Annotated in this window: 12 protein-coding genes; all 12 read right to left on the reverse strand. The window is 36.8% G+C overall.

Annotation, left to right across the window (positions count from 1 at the left end):
* Window positions 1–6 precede the first annotated feature (6 nt).
* The 12 genes from I6U49_RS08595 to I6U49_RS08650 all read right to left on the reverse strand — a co-directional run bounded on the left by I6U49_RS08595 (window position 7) and on the right by I6U49_RS08650 (window position 24,149).
* On the reverse strand, window positions 7–3,003 hold the full coding sequence (locus I6U49_RS08595) for a SusC/RagA family TonB-linked outer membrane protein (protein ID WP_198628359.1): 2,997 nt from the start codon (window positions 3,001–3,003) through the stop codon (window positions 7–9).
* Window positions 3,004–3,451: 448 nt separating this feature from the next.
* The gene (locus tag I6U49_RS08600; RefSeq protein WP_198628360.1) at window positions 3,452–5,029 is read right to left on the reverse strand and encodes an arylsulfatase; all 1,578 of its coding nucleotides are present in this window, start codon (window positions 5,027–5,029) and stop codon (window positions 3,452–3,454) included.
* An 85-nt stretch (window positions 5,030–5,114) separates the two neighbouring features.
* Complete coding sequence (locus I6U49_RS08605; RefSeq protein ID WP_198628361.1) at window positions 5,115–5,912, reverse strand: endonuclease/exonuclease/phosphatase family protein; 798 nt, start codon at window positions 5,910–5,912, stop codon at window positions 5,115–5,117.
* An 11-nt stretch (window positions 5,913–5,923) separates the two neighbouring features.
* Entirely contained in the window at window positions 5,924–7,735 is a 1,812-nt protein-coding gene (locus I6U49_RS08610) for a DUF4091 domain-containing protein (protein WP_198628362.1), read from the reverse strand.
* A 36-nt stretch (window positions 7,736–7,771) separates the two neighbouring features.
* A complete protein-coding gene (locus I6U49_RS08615) occupies window positions 7,772–10,402 on the reverse strand; it encodes an alkaline phosphatase D family protein (protein ID WP_198628363.1) in 2,631 nt (876 codons plus the stop codon).
* Window positions 10,403–10,559: 157 nt separating this feature from the next.
* Window positions 10,560–12,860: a glycosyl hydrolase family 95 catalytic domain-containing protein gene (locus I6U49_RS08620; RefSeq protein WP_198628364.1), complete on the reverse strand. Its 2,301-nt coding sequence runs from the start codon at window positions 12,858–12,860 to the stop codon at window positions 10,560–10,562.
* Window positions 12,861–13,000: 140 nt separating this feature from the next.
* Complete coding sequence (locus tag I6U49_RS08625) at window positions 13,001–14,599, reverse strand: arylsulfatase (protein ID WP_198628365.1); 1,599 nt, start codon at window positions 14,597–14,599, stop codon at window positions 13,001–13,003.
* A gap of 191 nt (window positions 14,600–14,790) precedes the next feature.
* On the reverse strand, window positions 14,791–16,359 hold the full coding sequence (locus I6U49_RS08630; protein ID WP_198628366.1) for a discoidin domain-containing protein: 1,569 nt from the start codon (window positions 16,357–16,359) through the stop codon (window positions 14,791–14,793).
* 39 nt (window positions 16,360–16,398) lie between these two features.
* Entirely contained in the window at window positions 16,399–18,216 is a 1,818-nt protein-coding gene (locus tag I6U49_RS08635) for a RagB/SusD family nutrient uptake outer membrane protein (RefSeq protein ID WP_198628367.1), read from the reverse strand.
* A gap of 45 nt (window positions 18,217–18,261) precedes the next feature.
* Window positions 18,262–21,348, reverse strand: a complete 3,087-nt coding sequence (locus tag I6U49_RS08640; protein WP_198628368.1) for a SusC/RagA family TonB-linked outer membrane protein — start codon at window positions 21,346–21,348, stop codon at window positions 18,262–18,264.
* 877 nt (window positions 21,349–22,225) lie between these two features.
* The gene (locus I6U49_RS08645; RefSeq protein ID WP_198628369.1) at window positions 22,226–22,897 is read right to left on the reverse strand and encodes a TetR/AcrR family transcriptional regulator; all 672 of its coding nucleotides are present in this window, start codon (window positions 22,895–22,897) and stop codon (window positions 22,226–22,228) included.
* Between the two features lie 31 nt (window positions 22,898–22,928).
* The gene (locus I6U49_RS08650) at window positions 22,929–24,149 is read right to left on the reverse strand and encodes an enolase C-terminal domain-like protein (RefSeq protein ID WP_198628370.1); all 1,221 of its coding nucleotides are present in this window, start codon (window positions 24,147–24,149) and stop codon (window positions 22,929–22,931) included.
* Window positions 24,150–24,213 lie beyond the last annotated feature (64 nt).

Raw genomic sequence — 24,213 nt, forward strand, 5'->3', positions numbered from 1 at the left:
TTCTTTTTAAAATTTCACATTAAGTCCAAGCATAAATTTCCTTGTCATTGGATACACCCCAGGTCCGGTAGAGCCCAGAACAGCGCCGTTATTTGCCGGAATCTCGGGGTCTACACCAGAATAGTCGGTAATCACAAATAGGTTTTCACCGGCTAGTGAAAGTCGCAGGTTGTCAATGTTATATTTACTTAGATCAAAATTGTACCCCAGCGTCAACGAACGTAGCTTTAAGAAATCACTTTTTTCCAGGTAACGGGTAGAAGTAGCATTTCCTTTGTCCTGGTTGTTATATCTAGCTACGGGGTGGGTAGCGATATCACCGGGTTTTTCCCAGCGACTCCAACCTGGTTGTAATTTCATTTGGTTACGATCTGTATAGGTTCCGTCTGAGTCATACTCCTGTCTGGAATAATTATAGATTTGTCCTCCAATTGAATAACCAAAAACAGCATTCAGGTCAAATTGTTTGTAATTTAAGCTTGTAGAGAACCCTCCAAAGATATCTGGAGATACTTTTCCGGTTTTTTCGAATGTAGCTTCCGAGTAATTAGAGGTGGTGGTTCTTGAGATTTCATTCCCATCGCTGTCCCTATCTACTATATACCACATAGGTAAACCATTTTCAGGGTTTACTCCGGCCCATTCCTTTAGGTAATAGGTGTCTACCGGGCGTCCGGGTTCTAACATTCTTTGTGCAGATCCTGCAATTCCCAAGCCATCACCAACAATAATTGGCCTAACGACATAGTTTCCATTGGCATCTTTAGTTTTATAAAGTTTGGTAAGCTTGTTTACGTTATGCCCTAAGTTTACATCTATGCTCCAGGTAAGGTCCTGGTTACGAATAATATCTCCACCAATGGCAAGTTCAATTCCTTTATTTTGCATCTCACCAATATTCTGCCAGATGCTGGTTACCCCGGTTAAACCACTAATTGGAACCCTGTATAAAATGTTTTCGGTATTTTTTTCGTAATAATCAAAAGTAAGCCTTGCACGATTATCAAATAGGCTCGCGTCAATTCCCGCACCGCTAGTATAGGTCTTTTCCCAGGTTAGGTTTTCGTTTCCTATTTGGCTAATTAAAGCCCCAGGATTACCATTGTAGCTTGCACCACTTGAAACAGCATAAAGGTCATATTGTGGGTATAGGGAACTCGGGCGATTTCCTACCGAACCGTATGATGCACGTAGTTTTAGTGCATTTACCCAATCGGTTTTAAACCAGTTTTCGTTATGTATATTCCACCCACCACTAAGTGAGAAAAAGTTCCCATACTTGGCATTGTCACCAAAGTTTGAAGCACCATCCCTACGGAAAGAAACCTGCCCCAGGTATTTATTATCATAATCATAATTAGCATTGAAAAGTACCGATTGTACAGCCCATTCACTAATACCACCTTTTGTACGTTCAGGTTTAGCTACTACATCAAGTACTTCAAATCCCGGGATAAACCCGGTGCCATACGCATCTAAAGTTTCACTACGATAGTCGTTATATTCATAAGCTAGGATTCCATTAAAATCATGTTTCCCCCAGTTTTTATTGAATCGTAATATTTGGTTAGTATATTGGCGTGTGTATTCAGATCGGTAGTCGGTTATTCTACCATTTACACTTTCACCGGCACTGGAGCGAGGATCAAAATAGCTTTTCGCCTTATAGTGATTATATCTAATGTTGTTTACTGAAGAAAAAGTAAGCCAGTCGGTTAGCTCTATGTCAAAATCCAAATTCCCCATAAACTCATAGTTTTTATTGGAAGAGTGGTTCCATTGAAGGTCGTATAGGTAGTTAGTGCTGGCACTGTTTACCCAACTACTGGAACGATGTGGTACAAGGTTACCATCCTCATCGTACGGGCTATCCCATGGTAAATTAGAATACATGGCCGTGGTAGAATATTGCCTATCCTGAACATCGCGAAGCGAACCATTTATAGATGGTTTTATTTTTAACCAATCTGTTGGTCTATATTCTGTTTTAAAGCGAAAATTATATCGGGTATAATCAAAACCTTTTACGGCTCCCTGCTCATCATATAGCCCCACTGAAGCATACGACCTTAGAGTTTCACTACCGCCTTGTATAGAAACATTGTAATTTTGGGTAAAGCCACTTCGGGTAGCTACATCCCACCAGTCGAAATTACTATTTCTTAAATCAGAATTCCAACGCGGAAACGAGATTTCGTCGGCATTGGTAAACGAAGCATAATAGTCATATAGTTCAGCCCCGTTCATCATTTCCAGGTTCCCGTTATTAAGCTCGTTGATACCTGTTTTTGAAGAAAAACTAATAGTAGTTTCCCCCGGTTTTGCATTTTTAGTAGTTACCACAATAACTCCGTTGGCTCCTTGAGAACCATAAATTGAGGTAGAAGCGGCATCTTTTAAAATCGTCATGGTCTCAATGTCGTCCGGATTTAATTCCCCTGGTCCTGAGCCAACAATTACACCATCAATAACCCACAACGGGCTTGTAGTTCCGCTTAAGGTAGCCTGACCTCTAATTACAACACTACCTTTAGAACCCGGTTGTCCAGAACCCGGTGCTACAAATACCCCTGGAGCTTTTCCGTTAAGCATATTCTCAACTGAAGGAGTGGTAACATCTCTTAAATCGTCACCTTCAACAGTTTGTAAAGCACCTGTTAAACTTTCTCTTTTCTGGGCACCGTACCCAACAACCACCACTTCATCTAAAGCAGCGGCATCCTGCTCTAAAACAATGTCTAGCTTAGATTGTCCATTCACTTGCACTTCTTTTGTAGCATAGCCCATATAACTAACTACTAATACGGCATCACTGGGTGCATTAATGGTATAGTTTCCGTCAAAATCGGTCATAGTACCATTATTGGTCCCTTTTTCTACAATGTTAACGCCGGGAAGCGTCATGCCTTTTTCTGAAACAGTCCCTGTAATTTCAATTGTTTCCTGCCCCAGCATTATGTAAGGCAAAAACATTACAATGAATGCTAAAAGTGTTTTTTTCATAAACGTTTTTAGTTATTATTTAATGATTAATTGATAAAATGAAAATTTTTAACTTTCATATGGTTTGCAATTTTATACGTTTTATTTACTTATCCAAAAGTTAACTTAAAATATGTTGTTTTTTAACATTAAGGTATCTTGAATTAAATAATCATTGGTAGTGTTTTAAGCACTTAATTTTGTTGGTATCGTACTTTTAGGAATGTGATTTTAAGCTTTGAATATGCAAAGTAGTTATATTCAGATTTGAAGATATTTAGCTTTTGAAGATAGTAGTGTTTAAAGCTTTAAAATGATAGATTTTTTGAAAGCTTTAATTATTTATATTGAAAGTAATTTCTTATAAAATTACACCTGATGATTATAGTGTAAAAAATGGGAGAGATCATAATGTAGATCTCTCACATTTTAATTGGCACGGCCAAAGGCTGTAATACCCCGAGGTAGTTTACTCGGAAAGTAATCCGTTTTCGATGGCCGGAATCTGAAACCGTTCTACTTCGGCATTTTGGTGTGCTTCTTTAAAAATATCGGCTGCTTTTTGTATAATTTCAGGATGGAGATCAGCCAGGTTAGTGGTTTCAGCAGGATCTTCCTCTAAATTATATAGCTCCAGGGTAGGTTCTTCATTGTTATTGAGGTTTTTTCTAATCACCTTCCAATCATTTATTCGTATCGCAACTTGCCCGCCATATTCAGGAAATTCCCAAAACAGAAATTCGTGTTCTTCCTGTAGATCTTTTTCTCCCAGCAGTGTAGGTAGAAAACTAATACCATCTGTATCCTTTGGTTTAGGGAAACCGGTGAGATCTGCAAGGGTAGCCAGTACATCGTATTGAGCTGAAATATGATCTGTTTTTGTTCCCGGTTTAATATGTCCTGGCCAGGAAGCTATCATAGGTACACGAATACCTCCTTCATTAACAAAACCTTTTCCGTAGCCGTATTTGCTTTTAAAAGGTTTGGCACTGTTAAACCAGGGGGAGTCTGAACCGCCATTAAAAGTGGGGCCATTATCGGAAGTGAAAATGATCATTGTGTTTTCGTAAATACCTTCTTCTTTTAATTGGTCTACTAGTTTACCAACATTTTCATCTAAATAAGAAACCATAGCCGCATAGGTGGCACGCGGATAACGAACCGGGAAATACCCTTTCTCTCCAAGATATGGTTTTTCATCCCCAAATTTTTCAATATAATAATCTACCCAGCGTTTTGGTGCCTGAAGGGGAGCGTGAGGGATGGGAGTAGCCCAATAGAAAAAGAAAGGTTTGTCTTTATTTTCGCTAATAAAACTACTCATAGCATCATATATTAAATCCGGGGTATACTCATTTAGACTGTAGTTTTTATAACTATTTGGATCTAGTGGATTGGCTCCCACCGGCAGTTTAGTATTGGGTGCAATGGTATCGTTATTTAGGTGAACGCGGTTTTCATTTTTGTACAGGTGAACCGGGTAGTAGGTATGCGCCTGACGCTGGTCGTTATATCCGTAGAAAAAATCAAAGCCCATTTTTGTGGGGATAGAATTTGTGTGTGGGGCACCTAATCCCCATTTCCCTGCTATTCCGGTGCGGTAGCCTTCTTTTTGCAGTAATTTGGGAAACAAAACAGTATTCTCCGGAACTGGGCGTTGGCCTTCCAGGGTAGAGTCCTGGATCACCGCTCTATAATCCCAGACTTTACCACGCTCCCTCCATTCGTCATTTCCACGTATATAAGCATTTCCCGAGTGTTTTCCTGTAAGTAACATATAGCGTGCAGGGGCACAAACCGGGGCGCTGGTATAATGTTGGGTAAACATCATCCCGTTTTTAGCCAGGGCATCTATGTTTGGGGTTTCAATTTTTTCCTGTCCATAAATACCTAACTCGCCATAACCAAGATCATCTGCCAGGATATAAATAATATTGGGTTTAGTATCTTTATTTTCTTTATCGCTCTTTTTTTCTTGCTTGTTGTCACAGGAAAAAAAGCTAAGAATTATAAGAGGCAGAATACCGGCTTTACGAAGTAGCTTCATATTTGGGATTTTATGATTTAATGGTTGCCAATTAAATGAAATTGGAATTTAAATATTAAAAAAATCGATTCGGCTTTATATATAATTAGGGTTTTAGCAGCTTTAAAACGCTTAATACCGCATTATGATCGGATGCAATGCTATCCTGAATTACTTTGGTTTCAACAAGCTCCCAGCTATTTTTCGGGTAAAACATAACATAATCAATTTTTATATTTGGCTTGTTTGAAGGATAGGTGGGTATAGCACTTTTTTTATCGTAAGAGGCCTGCCACTTTTCTTCCAATAAATTTATGGTTGGGCTTCCAGGTATGTCGTTCAAATCGCCTGCGAGTACTGCTGGGTACTCCAGTTTATCGGTTAGCTTATGGATGGCCCGGGCTTGTTTTAGCCTGTCTTTACCTGCTTCCAAATGGTCAAAATGGGTGGCAATAAACTGTATGGTGTCTCCGGTAGTTGTTACCAGAGTGGCAAGTCCCGCCGCCTTTGGTTCGTTTTGAGGTGCATGGGGCAGACTTACATTTTCGGTTTTAATAAATGAAGTGCGGGACAACAGCCCTTCCCCGTATTCACCGCCATCATAATCCATTGCTTTTATAAATACAGGAGTTAATCCTGTTTTAACGGCAAGCTCGCTAAGGATATCCCTTTTGTTTACCCTGTTGGTTTTAAAGTCTACTTCCTGCAAGGCAACAAGATCTGGATTTGTTTTTTTGATTAAATCGGCAATAATATCCAGATCAAAATTCCCGTTGGTATTGGCACCGTGAAGAATGTTATAGGTAAGTACGCGAACTTCGGTACTTTTTTCCTTCTGTGCAGTTCCATTAACTACACTAAACAAGCATAAAGCCAGGCTTAAAAATAAAATTTTAATTTTCATGGAATATGATTTTACAGAGAATTAAATTTTTTCCGGGCCTGTTTTATAATTTCTGAAGCTGATGCCGTTTCAAGATGCTCTAAAGTAAATTGAGATTCGATCTCTTCAAGTTTTTTTAAGGCCGCTATATTGTTGTTCTTTTTAAACTCATCTCTAAGAATCTGTAGTTTTTCAAAAGACTGAATTCCCGCCAGTAGTTTTTCAAATCGCAAAGAACTTCTTCCTTCAGGGTAAATAAAATAGGTATCCCCGGCGGCCCAGGTAGTAAACCTGCTGTCTAGTAGTGGTTCTAATACCCAGCTATTATAAGCCCAACGTAAGAATCCATCTAAATTACTGGCCGATGCATACCAGGCGTACCATTCGGTTTCAGCGGGGCCGCTAAAAGTAAAACTGTTAGGTGCGGTATGACTGCAACTTGTATAAAAGGTTGAAATTTTGCCCGATTCCTTTCTTTGTTTCAAAACTTCGGGGGCAAAACTGCTTTCCATACTAAGGCAATAATCATCTACATAAGGATATAGTTCAGGATGTTTTGCACCTGCAAAAGAGATTTTAAAATTTTTATCGGCTTTATGAATCACTTTAATAGTTTCCTGCATGGTTTCCATAGGGCGTTCGTCCATAGCGATATAGGTTTTTTCAAACCAGCCTTTTTGTTTTAAATGCTTTGAAAAAGAAGATAACATGGCTACCCAAACTTCTTCATACAGTTCCTCACCGGGTTGGGTCTCCAGATATTGGGTTTTATTGGAAGCTTCATCAAAATAAGCAAAGGTAAGTTTCCAGGGAATCATGGTATAAGCATTAATTTGTTTGGTTACACCAAGATTCATCATAAACTCCACCCATTTATCAAACACATCAAAATTAAACTCCCATTCCCCATTCATTTTTTTGGTCCAGCGCACCATAGAATTAAAAGGATCGTGGGTTTGGCCATCCCAGGGACGGTCAATAATACTGGCGGTTATAGATTTACCTCCTGCATTGGCATAAGGAGTCATTTCTTTTTTAAGGGCATCAAAATGTGCCTTACTCCATAAATTGGTTTGATAATAGCGCGCTACTGCATAGGGGTTCTGCCAAAGATCTAAATGAAAATTCCAATCTTTAGGTTTGGGCAACACGCGCTCACTTACATTTATTGAAATTGGAAGTTTTTGAATTGTTTTTGATGCAGAGCGTATTTTTATAGTTCCGGAATACAAACCGGGACTTACATTTTCCGGTACTTTTATAGACAGCCACCCCGGTCTGCTAGTATTTTTCTCTACTTCTAAATTAGGGTTTATATGATCTATCACATCAGCTACAAGGGTAGAATCGAAGTTGGCGGGATTTCGATGTCCGCAGGCTCCTTTTCTGTCTTTATTAAGTTCATCGGTTAAAACATAGCGTACAAATGCGCTTTCAATATTATCTTTTGAAATACGGCTTTTTGTCGATTTATGTTGTAAATCTGAAAGTTCTACTGAAATATCCAGATCTTTTTTTCCGGCAGAAACAACCCATTGTGCAGAAACCTTCTCGCCTCTCCAGGCTTGTAGCTCTATTTTTTTGGAAAGTGTATTTTTTGAAACAGGCTCTTCTTTTTTATAACGTTTATTGGTATCTCCCCAGCCAACTATGGTTTTATTGTTTTTTTTCCATTCCTGAAGTGGAGTAGAGGTAGGGTTGTCTAATTCGATATAAGAACCTAAGGGGAATTTTTTCTGTCCGGTATTTTGACCTGAGTGGGTAACACCTTCCGGCACCTGGGAAAACAAGCTTCCTGATAGGAAAATAAAGCTCAGTAAAAAGACAGGTTTTAATGATTTCATGCTTAATTTTTTTAATATGCTAAGTTTTAGCCTAATTTAAGATTTGTAAGTATTTATTTGTTTAAAAGTAGTATTATTTTCCTTAGCTACCATATTTTTAAAAATTTTGCTTTTAATTTCTTTCGAAAAGAAGATTTTTACGGTATAAGTTCCTTTTTCAAAAACTTTGGGTTTAAAATTTTTAGTATTTATTTTAATGGAATAGATCAATTCATTTTTATCATTAAATACTGAAATTACCGGTTTTAGGTTGGTTTTAAATCTCAATTCGGGTAACCAGGCTGTAGCTTTTCTAGCATAATTATCTTGCTGGGAAATGGTAATTGGCCATCCGGGATTTTGATTTTCGGGTGTTGGTTTAACAAGTCGCGGCCAACATTCAGTTTTAATAGTCCTTTTTTCTTTATTAAAAGTAACCAGGCCATAACCGGTTGCCCGTTGACTAAGAATTTTAGGTTCTTGTGTGCTTTTATGCGGATTGGCGACGGCTAGCACACTTAATTTATTTCCAAAACCATCAATAAAATCGCCGGTGTAGGAAGGTTTTTTAAAAGTATGTTTAGAGAAATCTACAGGCGGCCAAAATCTTCTGGGCCAAATATTATTTAAGGCAGGCCCGGCAAAGGCATAGCCGCTATCTCCGTGATTTTGTACTCCATATTGAATGAATGATCCCAAATGTTGGTCTCCCGCTATATGAAAGGCAAAAGCCTTTCTAATAATTGTAATAGCTTCATCCCGTTTGTTGGCCGGCCAACCATTACTGTCCATATCTACCGTAAAGTCATCACCTTCTACATATTTCCCATTTTCAGGAATAGCAAGCGATGGTACTACCTGATCGGTCAATTCATTTTTAGGTAGTGTAGCAACGGTAGCAAAGTTGGTTTGAGATAAGACAGCTTTCATTTCTGCGCCATTTTCCCAATCCTCAACCCAATCTTCTAAAAATTTGTGCTGACGTTTGCCCAGTAATTCAGCTTCTATATTTTTATGCTTTTTTATATCAAAATCGGGATTGGTAATAAAGCCGTTCCACACTTTTGCTTCTTTGGGAAGTACATTTTTTGGAGCCGATTTAAATTTACGATCTTCCAATATGGCAAAGCTAATTCCGCCATAATTCCAATGTGTATAATAAACATTTATGCCTTGCTTTACCGGTGTGGGATCAAATGGATCTGGAAGGTGGCTGGTTTGGGTAAACTGGATCATATTTACCCAATCTGCCGGCATTTTATAACCTCCCGAATCCTGGGCAGCAGCTCCAAAGTTTTTACTGGTATCGGCATTTTTCCCACTTTCACCCCAAACATTTCCGTGATAAACATCATGGTCGTCGGGTATTATTGCACAGGGCTTGTGCCTAAATAGCTCACGATAGGACCACCCAAACATATACCATTTTCTAAGATAATCCAGGCTGGTTTCCTCCAGGTTTCCGTTATAGGTAGCACCAAAGCCTCCGGTGCCTTCATAAAATTGATCTCCCAAAAACATTATAATATCCGGGTTTAAAAGCCCCATATTGCTTACCACATCATTATCGGGAAAACCATAATCAAAATTGCAGCTAAAAACAGCCGCTTTTACTTCTTCTTTTTGTTTAGGCTCCTGGGCAATTGTTCCTTTGTATTCATATCTAATCGTTTCATTTTTTAAGGGAATTTCGGCTACTACGCGATAAGGTATAGCTTCCTTAAATTCCCATTTTGGGACTACAAAATTTATGGCACGGCTGGAAGCTTTAAAACTACTTCCAACTTCAGGTAATTTTGTAGATTGCTCCCTTTGCCATTGTCCGTCTTTAAAAAATTCCAGGTATACTTGGTTTCCGTCAATAGCTTCAAAAGGAGTACACTGGGCCGTTAGCTTTAATTTCTGATTGTGAAGTGTATATTGTGCAAAACAAATAGGGCCAAATAACTGAGTTTTTTTTGATTGAAGTTTTTCAGAAGAAATCTCCCAATCTGCAAAAGCCACAAAGTCTTGAGAAGTGCTTTCTGTACTTTCAATATGGGACAGAAGAGCAAAATTACCTGCCAGCGATTGTGAAGGCAAGTTTATGCTTTTATCAGAAAAAAGTTTATTGCCGGTGGCTAAATCTTTAAGTGTAATTTCTAAAAGGTACTTATTATTTTGAGCTAAGGCTTTTATTTTTAGGTTTAGTTCTTTAGGCCAGGATTCTAATGAGGTGGGGATTAAAGTATCTCCCACTTTAATATCACCAGCGGCGGAAAGACCAATATCAACACCCTGCCCAAAAACTGCTGAAGAGCGGTAATCTTCAAAACGACCTTTAGCGCCCAATCGCATTCCTATACAAGAGCCTTCCCCCATTTGAAATCCGGCTTCAGGTAAATGAATGTTAACCTGGGTTTGAAATGTTTCCGGGGTATCAGGTTTTTGTAAAGTTAATAGGTGTAGACTACGGTTTTTTGCTTTTACCTTACAGATTGCTTTAGCATCTTTTAATTGCCAATCCTGTAGTCTATTTCCCCAGTATTCAGGACCAACCCATTTTATGTCTGGCCAATTCTCCCAATTACTTCTGAATATAACCTCTTGTGGCTTACCCCAAAATTTTTCTAAATTTAGGGCACCTGGGATAAAAGCGGGCGCTATAGCTCCTAAAGAAATGGTCTTTATATATTTTCTGCGATCCATGGTAATTGATTTAATGCTTTTTTTATATTATTTTTTTAACCCACTATAGTATAACTATTGGAATGGATCAAGTCCTTGTAAATATTTTAAAAACATAAATGGTCGAAATTTCTTTCGACCACTTATGTTGTAACAAGTACTGTTTTTATACCTTGAATTAATTTTTGATTGTTATTTCCTGACCGGGTTTAGTATCAATGATAATAATACCATTTTTAACCTCATAATCTGAGTTAATTTTAAATGTTTTGCTATTAAAAGGTTTTAAGAGTTTTAAAACGCCTCCTTTTTCAGAAGAAATAATTATTTTATCTACTTTTCCTTCTTTTTTACTGGCAGAAATTAAAAAGGCTCCTTCTGTTCTTAATTTTTGAAAACTAATGTTTTTCCAACTCTCTGGAACCGCCGGGAATATTCTTATGGTTCCGGTATGGCTTTGAATTAACATTCCCTGAATACCCGCCGCAAAGGCGAAGTTACCTTCTAAAGTGAATGGGCGATATTTAAACTTAGAATATCCTCTATTGAACTGTTCACCATTAACGTGGAAAGAGTTTGGTAATGTGAAGTTTTCAGCAAAAATTCGTAATGTTTTTGCTGCTCCTTCTCCATCAAAAGCACGTGCCTGTAAATTACCTAACCAACTAAACGAATATCCTGTATAGTAATCTGTCCCTACATCAAGTAATTGGTTTAAGGTATTATCTACTATTTGTTTATCTTCATTTCCTTTTGAATAATCAATAAGTCCATAAGGATGAAAAGCCATTAAATGCGATAAGTGCCTATGAGATTGGTTATATGCACTATCAGGGGCTAGCATTATTCCACTTTGCTCATCAATAGCAAAATAGGGCCATTCTTCAAGTTGTTCTTTCCATTTCTTAGCTTCTTTATCCTTTCCCAATTCCTGGGCCAGTTCTGCCGCTTTTTCATAGGTCCAACGAATATTGGCTAAATCAAAATTAGTAGTTTCGCTAAACCAGGCATCTCTAGAGTTGTTACGTATTTCTGGGCTTGAGCTAATCGGTAATTTCCGTAAACCTGATTCATCTTTAATAGAGATATCCTGAAATAAAATAGCAACGTCTCTAATCCAGGGGTAGGCTTTTTCCTCTAAAAAATCTCTATCCATTGAATATCGCCAATGCAGGTAAAAGTGTTGCCCTAACCAGCCTGAAACTGTTGGTCCAAAAGCATACTGTATCCATCCTCCCATAGGCTCACCTGTTAAAGTGGTAACCCCTGGAACTGCTAATCCATCAGATTCAAAATATGTTTTTGTATACTCTTTAAAGGTTTTTTTATTCGCTACCAACCACTCTAAAAAGCCTATTTCCAAATCAAGATGATTACCAGAATAAGCAGACCAATAGCTTAATTGTGTATTTAAGTCATGGTGGAAATCTCCTTTCCATGGTGGAAGTTTTCCATTATCGGCAGTCCATACGGCCTGAAGTGAAATAGGAGGTGTTCCTGATCTGGCTGCAGATCCAAATTTGTATTGCTCCATATACCACTGATTTTCTAAAATTTCATCTGGCAGTTGTATAGACGATTTGTTCCAGAAATTCTCCCACCATTTGGAATGCTGCTCTAATGCTTTATCATAACTTATTTCATTTTTAATTTTCGACATAGCATCGTCATTTTGAAATAAGTCATTTTCATTTTTTAAGTTAGTGCTAATAGTCCATTTTCCAATCATGGTTTTATTTACATAAGTCCACACCACCTGAACTTTATACTTAAAATCATCCCAGCCCTCCTGAATATATGTTACCTGGTTTTTGCGTTTTATTAGTTCTCCATTAGAATAGCCAAGTCTACGCAAGTCCTGCCCTGTAACTGGAGATGCATCGCTATCTGATCCTTTATCATAAACCGGTGGGATCAACATAGGTTCAAAGTCTTTATCTACTCCTTTAAACTTAAACCAACCTTCATTTTTAGACGCATGAACAAAAGAGGAGAACTCTATACCTGAGTCCCATTTTACATTGCTTTGTGCATTATCCAGTGAGAGACTCACGTTCTTGACATCGCCAAAAGGCTTTACATTAAACTCTAATGCAGCTCCTGGTATTTTAGAGGGAGCTGGGGCCCTGTCGTATGGAACATCAAATTTTTCTTGTACTTCTTTATATTGTTTGGATTTCCATTTTTGGTAAACCCAGGAGAACTTAAATTCCGGACTATTTAAATTTTCCATTGGCCTTAGGTCCCACAGATAAACATTATCTAAAGACATCCTTAAATGATTATCTTTTTGCCAAATAAGTGCACCTATATGCCCATTCCCAAGCGGAATACCCTCATCCCAGGTTTTAGCCAGATTACTAAACTCCAATAGATGATTGTTTGCCTTTTGAATTGTATTATTCTGTGATTGTACCTCTAAACTAATACAAAACAGAATTGCTGATGCAAACAAAACCTTTTTTAAATTTTTGTTCATAATTTATTTTTTACTCTTTAATTAAGATAAGGGGCTAAGAGATAGGCTGCGCTATTTCTTAGCCCTGATAGTCATTTTCTCAAACCCTATAGTTATCTTCTTATGATATTGGACTTATTTTATTAAAGCTTACATTCAGATTATCTTATAAAGGTGAAGTTTCTTCCATAGCTCACCGTACCATTTATTAAGTCTCCATCACATTTTTGAATCAACTCTGCTTTTAAAACTTCTACTTTTTCAGGATACTGTTTTGCAAGGTCTTTAGTTTCCTTAAAGTCATCAGGGAGATAATATAATTGGAATATTTTTTTGGGAGCAAAGTATCTAAGCTTCCATCCGTCTTTTGTAATTAAAGCAGGTCCCATAAAAGAAGCAAAGGCTATAGAATTATGTTTTTCAGCTTTTCCTGGATTGCCAGGCATTAACTCATTAAGATAAGAAACGCCATCTTTGTTTTCTTTAAGTTTAACATCAAGCATATCTGCCATTGTTGTCATAAAATCGTAGTTCGCAACAAGCTTTTGAGATTCTGTACCCGATTTTAATTTTTCTGGCCAATAGAAAAATAATGGTACTTTAACGCCACCATTCCAATTACTGCGTTTAAGACCGGCCTGGCCTTTATTGCCATTAAAAACATCGCCTCCAATTTCACTATAGAATTTATCGGTAATATTGTTAAAAGGCTCATCGGTTTTTATGTTCTTATATGGCTTTGCTGTTCTTCCTTCGTAATTATAATAAAGTTCATGGCCATTATCTGATGAAAATACGATCATTGTATTATTTGCGATTCCCAGGGCTTCCAGCTCATTTAAAATAACCCCTAAGTCATCGTCTAATCTTTTTACCATAGATGCGTAGGCTTTTTCTATTTGGGTAAGTGAATCATTAAAGGCTACCTCGGGATGAATAGCGGGTATGGCTACAGGGCCGTGAGGGAGTTGTGTTGAATGATATAAAAAGAAAGGTTTCTCTTTATTATCTCTAATAAACTTCAACATTTTATTTAAGAATAGGTCTTGTGAATAGACCGTTTTACCATTTAAGTTCCAACGGTCTCTTTCCTGAGATTCATCAGATCCAGATTCCCCGGTTTTTGCGGCATCCGGGTGGGTGTTTCCCGGGATGGAGATTCGTTTACCATTTTCATGTAAAAACATGGGATAAAATCCGTGCGCCTGGGTATGATCGTAGTAGCCATAATGGTAATCCCATCCATGATTATCCATTTGTTTGGCAGTGGTTAAAAAACCATAGTCTAATTTGCCTATTTGCCCTGTAACATAATCTGCTTCTTTAAAAATTTGAGGTAGATATACAACATCTGGCTCTTTACCAATAGCGGAATTGATTGCCTCTTGAATTGCTTCGTCCTTGGTTGCATCGGTCGCAGATTCTTTATACCCTTTCCCGGAAGTGAGCACATATTTATTTTCCCGGCAGTCATTATATCCGGTAAGAAAAGTAGCCCTTGAAGGGGCGCAAAAAGTACTGGAATAGGAATTGTTAAATACAACTCCTTGCCCTGCCAGCTTATCTATATTGGGGGTGGTAAAATATTTTTGACCATAATAAGAGAGGAGTCCCTCCCCTAAATCATCGGCCATGATATAAATTACATTGGGTTTATTAACATCCTGTGATTTATTATTTTGAGCCTGAATCACCAGGACATTAAAAAAGACCAGTGCCCAGGTACTACTGACGATGAATTTTAAAATTTTAGTTTTCATAGATTGATTTAAATGATTTTTATCCGATGTCTTGATAATCAAAATTTCAACACCTTCCGATAATTATTGGAGGGTGTTGAAATTTTCTTGTTTTTTCCTAAACTATCCGTTCTATTGAATTAGACTTCAAGGACTTTATTCCAGTAAAATATAGTTAAACGATTTCACTGGAATTGCCATGAAGTAATTTGCTAATTATTATAAGCATGAATTTCTGCCAAATGTGTATAGTCAAAATCTCCATGCGAATTCTGGGTAACTAATTTCATATATCTAAAAGACTGTACTGAGGGAAGGTCTATGTACTGTATGTTTTGAACTCGAGCTAAGCTATAGGTCCCCAAACTAGTCCAGTTTTCACCATCGTTACTTTTAAACATTTCAAAATCTTTAATAGTTCCATTTAGGCCAGACCTGTTTTCGAAAGCAAAACCTTTTACAGTTGTTTCAGCACCCATGTCTAATACAAAATGATGTGGATGTCCTGGTAATGTACTTTTCCATTGGGTGTGCCAAAAGGAAGACAAATCTCCGTCTAACATCCCGGAAGCAGGACCATTATCTTCTTCACTATCGGCTTCAACAATAGACCAGGAGGACCGGTCTATTAAGTTTTTAGTATTTATAACTTCTATATTAGGAACATTATTTACAAATTCATATTCATAAGCTCTAATAACCCTTGAACCATTTTCATGGATGAACCCAATTCTTAACTGATATTGTCCATCTAATTTGTGAAAATCGTCTAGTGGGCTTTCAATATATAAACTATCCTGCCCAACAGGTTTTGATGTAAACGATAAAGCATCATAATCTTCATTATTAGCTGTGGCAGGATATGGATCGTGCCAGACATTGATAGTAGCAACCGTTCCGCTGGACGTAAAATTACCGGAAATTATTATTTTATTGTTTTCAACTTTCCCTTTTAAATTAGAAATATTAGCAGTTTCCTTAGAATACCAGTCAGATCTTGTGTCTGAACTAAATGTTTGAGAGTTGGCAAAAACTGCCGCATGTGCGGCTGTGATAAATGTGGGGCTTTTTCCATAGGTGCCATTTCCCGTTCCCATTAAAGCTGTGCCTAATGTAGACTTTACGGTCTTTCTACCAATATTGTGAGGTGCGTTAAGACCGTGGCCTAACTCGTGAACTAATCCGCCTATCCATTTAGTTGCCAGGTTTCCTAAATTACTATCTTCTCCCAAATATTGTTTATCTAAATATTCATAATCTAATGCAAAACAATACCTTCCGTATCCATAAAATGGAACACCTCCGGGATTTAATGGATCACCTGAGGTAGATGGAAGAAGCACAAGGGTATGTTCGCTTTTCTTCTCCTCTGGGTTCTCATTAAAATACGTGTTCAACTCATTAACAATTACACCGCCACCACCGCTATATGGATAGGCATTTTTTCCTTGCTGCCCTGGAACAGTTATAATATTTAATTTACCATCACTTTTAATGTCTAAACCAAAAGAAGTTCTACCAAAACCTGCTCTATCTAAGTTACTGGCAAAAAAATCCTGGGCATCAAATATAATTTCTTCTATACGCGATTCATAATCTGGTACCGGAGACATATCATTGGGAACAAAATAAACTATATTAAGCTTGTATGGATTATCACTCCATTCATTATCAATAGTTGTACTTTCAACATCGCTTTCTTGTTTAATGTTAGTAGCGTAATCTTCTGAACAAGAATAAAATAAGGCTAATGCTAGTGTATATAAAATTTTTAATTTCATTTTTTTCTTCTATATAAATTTGTAAATATTACTTTAGGATTATTCCCAAAGTGGATTCTGCTCCAAATCAGGATTAAGACTTCTTTGTTTTAAAGGAACAGGATAGAGATAATAATGTTCTTGCCAGCCTAAGCCCAGTTCTAAAACATCATCAACCCGGTAGAGGCGACCTGCATCTTTTCCTGATTCTACCCATTTTAATGAGCCTGGGTTACCATCCTTAGGTATTCTAACACCCAAAGGTTGCTGGTTTATAAAATAGTCGGCTTTTTTCCAACGTCGTATATCATTAAAACCAAAACCTTCTCCCATTAACTCTACCATACGTTCTCTACGTATTTCCCATAGGACTGCAGGAACTTCAGGATCTCTGTTAGGGTCAAAAGAATCAGAAATATCTGTGACAATCATATTTTCCAATCCAGCTCTTGGGCGTAGTTTGTTTATGGTAACATCTGCTATATTCTGATTGAATTTACCTAATTCGTACATAGTTTCTGCATAGTTTAATAGCACCTCTTCAATATGAAAAATTGGAGAATCTGTAGTAGAAAAACTCGCTCCACCTGTTACATTGGTAGCTACGTTATAAAACATATTCATATAATAGCCACAAAAGTTGGACATAGGGGCTAATGAATTTGCTGATCCCTTGATATGAGGCATTCTGTCAATTGTAAAAGGTTGCCAGGTTAAAAGAGGGAATGGTCTGTTTCCAGTTTCATCCAAATTATTCATCAAATCTATGTATTCACGATCTTGTGGATTATCTGTATACTCCCAATCTACGTTATTGCCATTTATTCTATTTACTTTATATGGAGGGAAAACCCGGTATAATAACCTAAGATCTCTATTTCGAAATTCATCATAGATTGTGGCATCACCATCATAAACATCACTTGTGGCTATAGGCTTTCCGTCTGAGCATAAATAACGCTCTAAAGTACGTGCATGCATTTCTACAGTTTGCCCGCCTCCTCTTTCGTGCCTGGAAAAAGGCTGCATAATAACATTTGTAGCGTATTCTTTATATAAGATTGTTCCCGGGTATGAACTTAAGTCTTCGGTAGACCAACGATGCTGAAAGTTATCGCTTATTGTCGGGTAATTGTCAATAAGTAATCTAGATGCTCTTTCTGCTTCTTGTAAATAGGTTGTTTCATCTTGAAGGCCGTGATATTTACGCCATGTACCTTCGCGAAGTCCAAATCTTGAAAGTAAAGCACGAACAACGTCTTGATTTATAGTATTATTTCCATCACCTTTAACCTTAATATTCTCTTCGGCATACTTTAAGTCCCTTAAGATATTTGACGCTACAAGATCACGAGAATCACGTGATCCATAGATAATATCTGTTTGATCTTCACTTACCACGTGTTCAATCCATGGAACTCCTCCAAATCGACTTAATAATTCCATGTAATGATAAGACCGAAAAAATAGTCCCACCGAACGCCAATGCTCTTTTTCAGCTTCAGTCATATCTGAGCCGTCAATGTTGTCAAGCATAACATTAACAGTTCTAATATATGAGTAATCCCAGCCACCGGGTGCATTTTCGGCACTCACAGTTTGCCATGCCCATCTATTCCTTCCGTTAGGCCTATACAAATAATTGGCCTCTACATCACCGGCATATACAGATCCACTGTTTTGGATTCGCTGTAAATGGCTACCTGATGAAAAAATATTGTATAAAGACCACGTATAAGTTTTAAAATTGTCGTATGATCTAAAAGCTGTCTGTTCTGTATACTTATCTTCCGGAAGTTCGTCAAGGAAATCGTCATCACAGCTTATTGTTGAAAAAACAAAAAGAACACAGAATATAGTTTTAAATAACCGTAGCATTTTTGAATATTTTATATGTTTATTAAGAGTGTTCATATAGTTAGTTTAAAAATTAACATTTACTCCAACTGCTGAAGTCGTGTAGTTTGGATAGGACCAGGAAGTCGATTCAGGATCTACACCTGGAACTAAGTTTGTGAAAGTGAATAAATTTTCACCACTATAGAATATGCTTACTTGACCTAGTCCTAATTTTTCGATAATATTTTTAGGAAGGTTGTAGCTAAGGGTTATGTTTTTTACACGTAAGTATGATGCATCCTGTAAAAATTTAGTTTGTACTCTTTGGTTAACTCCGTGTGCTTCCTGGGCATTTGCATAAATACGACCATAGTAAGCATCAGTATTTTCAGGAGTCCAATAATCTAATTGGTGGCTTTGGAGTGTTGAAAAGTATCCAGAATGAGGAAACATTACATCTCCGCCAACCCAAAGGTCTCTTTTAGCTACACCCTGCAACATAAATGATAAGTTAAAATTTTTATAATCTAGAAAGCCATTAAACCCAAAATTATATCGTGGGGTGGTATTTCCTATAATCCTTCTGTCTCCGGAATTTTCCAAGGTGTTTTCGCCGGCATCAATAGTGTTTATAGAGCTTTCAGAATCGCTTAAATTCTTGTATTTAATGTCACCTTCGTGCGATATAACTCCATTTATGCTAACCACATCATCTTTTAGGGTACCATCTGAATTAAAATCTTCAGCAGTATAGAAACCATCTGTTTCGTAACCCCAAATTTCTCCAATGCCCATGCCTACATAATAGTTATTTAAACCGCCACTTCCACCAATAAGGAGCGCATTATTTTCGTTTCTGTATTTAGTAATAACCGCCTTGGAATCGCTTATTACCATCCCGAGTCCATAGGATAAGGTCTCAGAGACTCTATCCTTCCAATTCAGGGTAAGTTCCCAGCCTGTAGATTTTAGGTCTGCGGCATTTTGTAAAGGAGCAGGAGCACCAGCTACGGCAGGAAGATCAAGTCCTGGAGCCAGCATACCCTTAGTCTCACGTTTAAAAACTTCAAATGCACCTGTTAATTGGTTATTAAAGACTCCAAAGTCAACTCCACCATTTAAGCTTTCTACTTTTTCCCAGGTATAATTAGATCTTACCAAGCCTGGAGTTGAAAGGCTTGTGGGCTGCTGACTATTATTTATCCAGTTTGCGTTAAATGGATTCATAGTTGCCAAAAAGCCATAATTACCTATGTTTTGATTTCCTAGGGAACCAAAAGAGCCCCTTACTTTAAAAAATGACATTACATTTTTTAAAGGCTTAAAAAATGATTCTTTGGAAATAACCCAACCAGCAGAAAATGATGGGAAAAATCCGCCCCGGTAGCCCTCAGGGAATTTAGAACTCAAATCGTAACGGCCATTAAGACTCGCTAAATATTTTTCCTTATAGTTATAGCTTAACCTTCCAAAAGCACCTCTAAGTGTGTATGTGTCATAAGCGTCATCTGTCTCAGGAGGCGTTGCTCCGGTGGTTCCTCCCAAAGAAGGTTGCTCATTACTAATTTGGAGAAATGAGCGTGACCAGTGTGATTCAAAATTTCGTTCTTCCTGGTTGAATCCAATAACAGATTCAAAGTTGTGAACGTCATTAAAAGATTTGTTATAGTTTGCAAATAAGTTTATCGTTTTATAGGTTCTCAATTCATTTGCCAAATAAAACGTGGTATTCTGATCTGAAGGGTTTAATGCATCTTGCAAGCCTTGTTGTAGCAAAAAGTAGTTATTATACTTTCTATTTTTTTGATTGTTTTGCTGATAGGAATAATCGAATGTTATTTTTAAATCTTTTATCGGTTTTATCTCTGTATGTGAAAACAAACGAATATTACTGTTTTTCCAGGTTTGCTTGTTACCGTATTTTATAGCATTTTCAGGAGTTTGGACCGGGTAATCTTCCCCTTGATAGGGAATTGTACCTTCTGGATGATATGAAGGATAATTAGTTAAGAAAAGTCCAAAAGTACCAGTATTTGGATATCCACGGTTATCAGATGCGTACTTGGCATCTAATGAAGTGGTTAGCCAGGGGGTGATATCAGAGCTTACATATGACGATACATTAGTTCGTTTGTATGAATCTTTATCTGTGATTAGAACTCCATCTTCGTTTAATTGTCCAAATGATATTCTATAGTTGCTTTTTTCTGAACCACCCACAATTGAAAGGTTGTGTATGCTTTTGAATCCTCCAGAAGTTTCAAACATGTCTTCTACCACATTTGTCTCTTTTAAGAAATATTTAGTGCCATCTTCTTCTGTCCATCCAAGTGGATATGTGGAAGGATCTGTATTATATTCATTCAAAAGATTTAACCATAAATCTATATTTTGACCCGACCAATATGCATCATATCCCATATCTTTTAAAGCTGTAACAGTTTCTATAGGTGAAGCTGCTTCTAAGATGTTTATAGGGTTGGAAACTGAAAAATTGCTGGTGTAACTTATAGATGGCTTTTGATTAGAAGAGCCTTTTTTAGTAGTAATTAATACCACTCCAGCAGATGCACGTGCCCCATAAATTGCGGCAGCAGAGGCGTCTTTAAGTACAGTTATGCTTTCAATATCATTGAGGTTTAATAATTTGAGATTTTCCATTACTGTATTATCTACAAGTACTAATGGAGTTCCACCGTTTATAGAGGTCATTCCTCTAATGTTAAAACTATTATCTCCCCCGGGTACATTTGAGGTTGATGACGTAAAACCAGACATTGTGCCTTGCAGTGCTGATCCTAAGCTGGTAACGGGCCTGCTTTTAAGTACGTCATCCATTTTAATTTGACTAACAGCACCTGTGAGATCACTTTTTTTCTGGGTTCCATACCCTACCACAACAACCTCATCTAAAGCATCTGCACTCCCTTCCATCATAATATTAAATTTGCTCTTAGAGCCTACAGGTATTTCTTGTGTAGTAAAACTTACATAAGAAATCTCCAAAATCGCATCTGAATTGCTAACTGTTAGTTCGAAAATGCCATTAAAGTCTGTTGCGGTTCCGTTATTTGTGCCTTTTTCAATAATATTTACACCGGGTAGGGGAATCCCTTTAGTGTCAGTTACCTGTCCTACTATTTCTTTTTCCTGGGCAACTGCTGGTTGCATCGAAATTAATAGGAGGGACACGAATAAATAAAATGTTTTTTTTCCCATTGTTTTATTATGATTAATTAATACTGGTTAAAAAATACCTTATTTACTAAAATAGGGCATTTGCCCAAATATATAAAATTATATTAAAACGAAGTTAATTTGTTATTTTAATTTAAAAAAATATCTAAAATATATTGCTTTTATATTACGATACCTTTTAAATTATTCGAATTCCACTTGTAGTTTCGTGAAATTTATTTTTTCGAAAACTTCGAGAAACCTGGGTGTTCTGATGTTTTTTGATGATGCTCTAAAAAAATGAGAGAATGGAAAATAAGACGCTACTTTCAAGGTAGGCTCTCGATACTACTTATTTGCATGTAGAGTTAGGAATAAAAAAATAAAAGAAGTGTATTGTTCTCTATCTGTGTTCTTACTTGTAGTGTATCAAAGATTTAAAGCAAATGAAAATACATATCTATATATTTCTTTCAGAGGCATATTAACAAGCTATAAGTTTTAGCTTGACAGTTGCGATCTTTCTGGAAAATGATATATTGATTATTTAAATATTTCCGGGAAAGATCATTTTTTTATTATTAATATAGGAGAGCAGTATTATCATATTTGCGTGGTAAAAAACTATTAAGCTTTCTTCACGATAGAGATTGTTTGGTTTCCATTGAGGCATTTTGTATTAATGGAACAAAAATTTTTGGACTAATTGCTATTAGTATTCTTAATCTCCCTTCAGCTAGCATAATAATCAATAGAATTTGATGATTTTTAAGATGCATTTATATTACTTAACATTATAAAAATGAGGCGGTAAATTTTTTAAGAAAAATCCGCTATTGGAAAGCTTTAGAGTATTGCCGAATTAATATTCTCAATATTCTGATGATTTCGGTTCGTTTGCGCCGGTAAAACCAAATTGATCTATTAAACGCTTATATTCCTTACTTCCTGTTTTAGTCATGTAGGGAATCAATAACTCCCAAATATGATGGGTCATTTCTCCCACCTCGCTATATTTATATCCTGCAAGTACTTCTTTTTGGGAGAGCCAGAAGGTGATGATAATCCTAATAGTATGTTGTAATCGTTCAAAGGAAAATGACTCACTTTTTTCTATAAAACCTTCATCTATAAATTCTTTAAAAAAATTTTCAACCTGTAATTTTCGCATCTCTAAGGTTTCATGTAACATCTTACTAACCTCTGGGTTAGAGCGGTTTATTTCTAGAACGTCTAAATTAAAAAAGCGGAATGTGTATTGAAATTGCTCCAAATGCAGCAATAGTCTATGAAAATGTTCAAAAGAATTACCATATTCATCCTTCAAAAGATAAGATGTAGACATTTCTTTTCTCATCTTTTTATATATAGCTAGTAAAATAGCCTCTTTATTTTTAAAGTAGTAATCTAAGTTCCCATGACTAATACCTAACTGGGCTGCTATATGCCTGCCTGTAGTGTTTTGAGAACCATGCTCATTATACATTTTAATGGCTTCTTTTAATATCTTTTCTTTGGTCTTTGTTCCCTTTGTTTTGGCCATAATAATTTCAACTGTTTTTAATTTAGTTTGTTTAATAAGTCAATAGATCACTTCCTATTCCTGGAAATTCCGGAGTTCTATAATGTCCATTTTCAATACAAGCAGGATTCTTAAAATAAGAACTCAAATGAGGGATGTACTCCAAAAATAAGGCTGGATGATCTAAAGCAATGTGGTTAAATAATACTAAGTGTTGATGAATTTGCCCCATATCACCCACGTGCGGAACCACAGGAATATTAAATTTTTTAGACATCAAACTTATTAAAATAAATTCTGAAATTCCTCCAACTCGAACTACGTCTACCTGATTAAAAGTTATACTACCCGATTGCAGGAAATTTTTAAATAAAACCTTGTTAGGTACATGTTCTCCTAAGGCCAGTTTTATATCTACCTCTTTTGCCAGTTCTACATGTCCATAAACATCATCTGGATGCAGGGGTTCTTCAATCCAATATGGATTGAGCATTTTTAAACTTTCACACATAGAAATTGCCTGGGGCAAATTCCATTGTTGATTGGCATCGAACATAATTGTCGCGTTATCTCCAGCAATTTTTCGAATCATTTCTGCCCGCCTAATATCCCTCTTGTAATCTAATCCGCCTACTTTAAGTTTCATCGCTGTAAAGCCACTATCCATTGTATCTTTTATATTACTGGCAATTTTTTCATCTTCATAATTAAACCAACCTACAGAAGTATCATAACCGGGATATCCAGTTTCAAGTATTTTTTTACGAGCAGCTTTTTCTTTATTTGCGTTATTCAATATTTGTAAAGCTTCTGGCCTGGTCAATACATCTTCTATATAAGAGAAATCTAAGGTATTTATTAATTCTTCAGAAGGCAAATCTATCAGTAATTTCCATAAGGGTTGTCCTTTTGATTTGGCCCACAAATCGTAACAGGCATTTACTATGGCAGCAAGTGCGAGATGTATTATTCCTTTATGGGGGCCTAACCAACGGTAACTCGGGTCATCGGCCATTTTTTTATAAGTACTGCCAAAACTTCTCATCATCTCATTGATTTCTTTTCCTTCAATGTGAGAACTAAGATGTTCTATTGCCTTGCATACCAAATCGTTTCCTTTTCCCAGTGTAAAGGCCAGCCCAATACCTTCTATATTGCTATTGGTTTTTATAATACAAACTGCGTAGGCATAATTAGGGGTAGAGTGCACTGCATCAGAACCGGCCCCATCGTTTAATTGGTAACGCTTGTCTAAAGCGAATACTTTTTTCATAACATATTCTTTAGTCATTTCTTCTAAATTAGATCGTGTATAATTCTTTAATTATCTATTCCAA

The sequence above is a fragment of the Salegentibacter maritimus genome, assembly GCF_016236915.1.
GTDB lineage: Bacteria > Bacteroidota > Bacteroidia > Flavobacteriales > Flavobacteriaceae > Salegentibacter > Salegentibacter maritimus.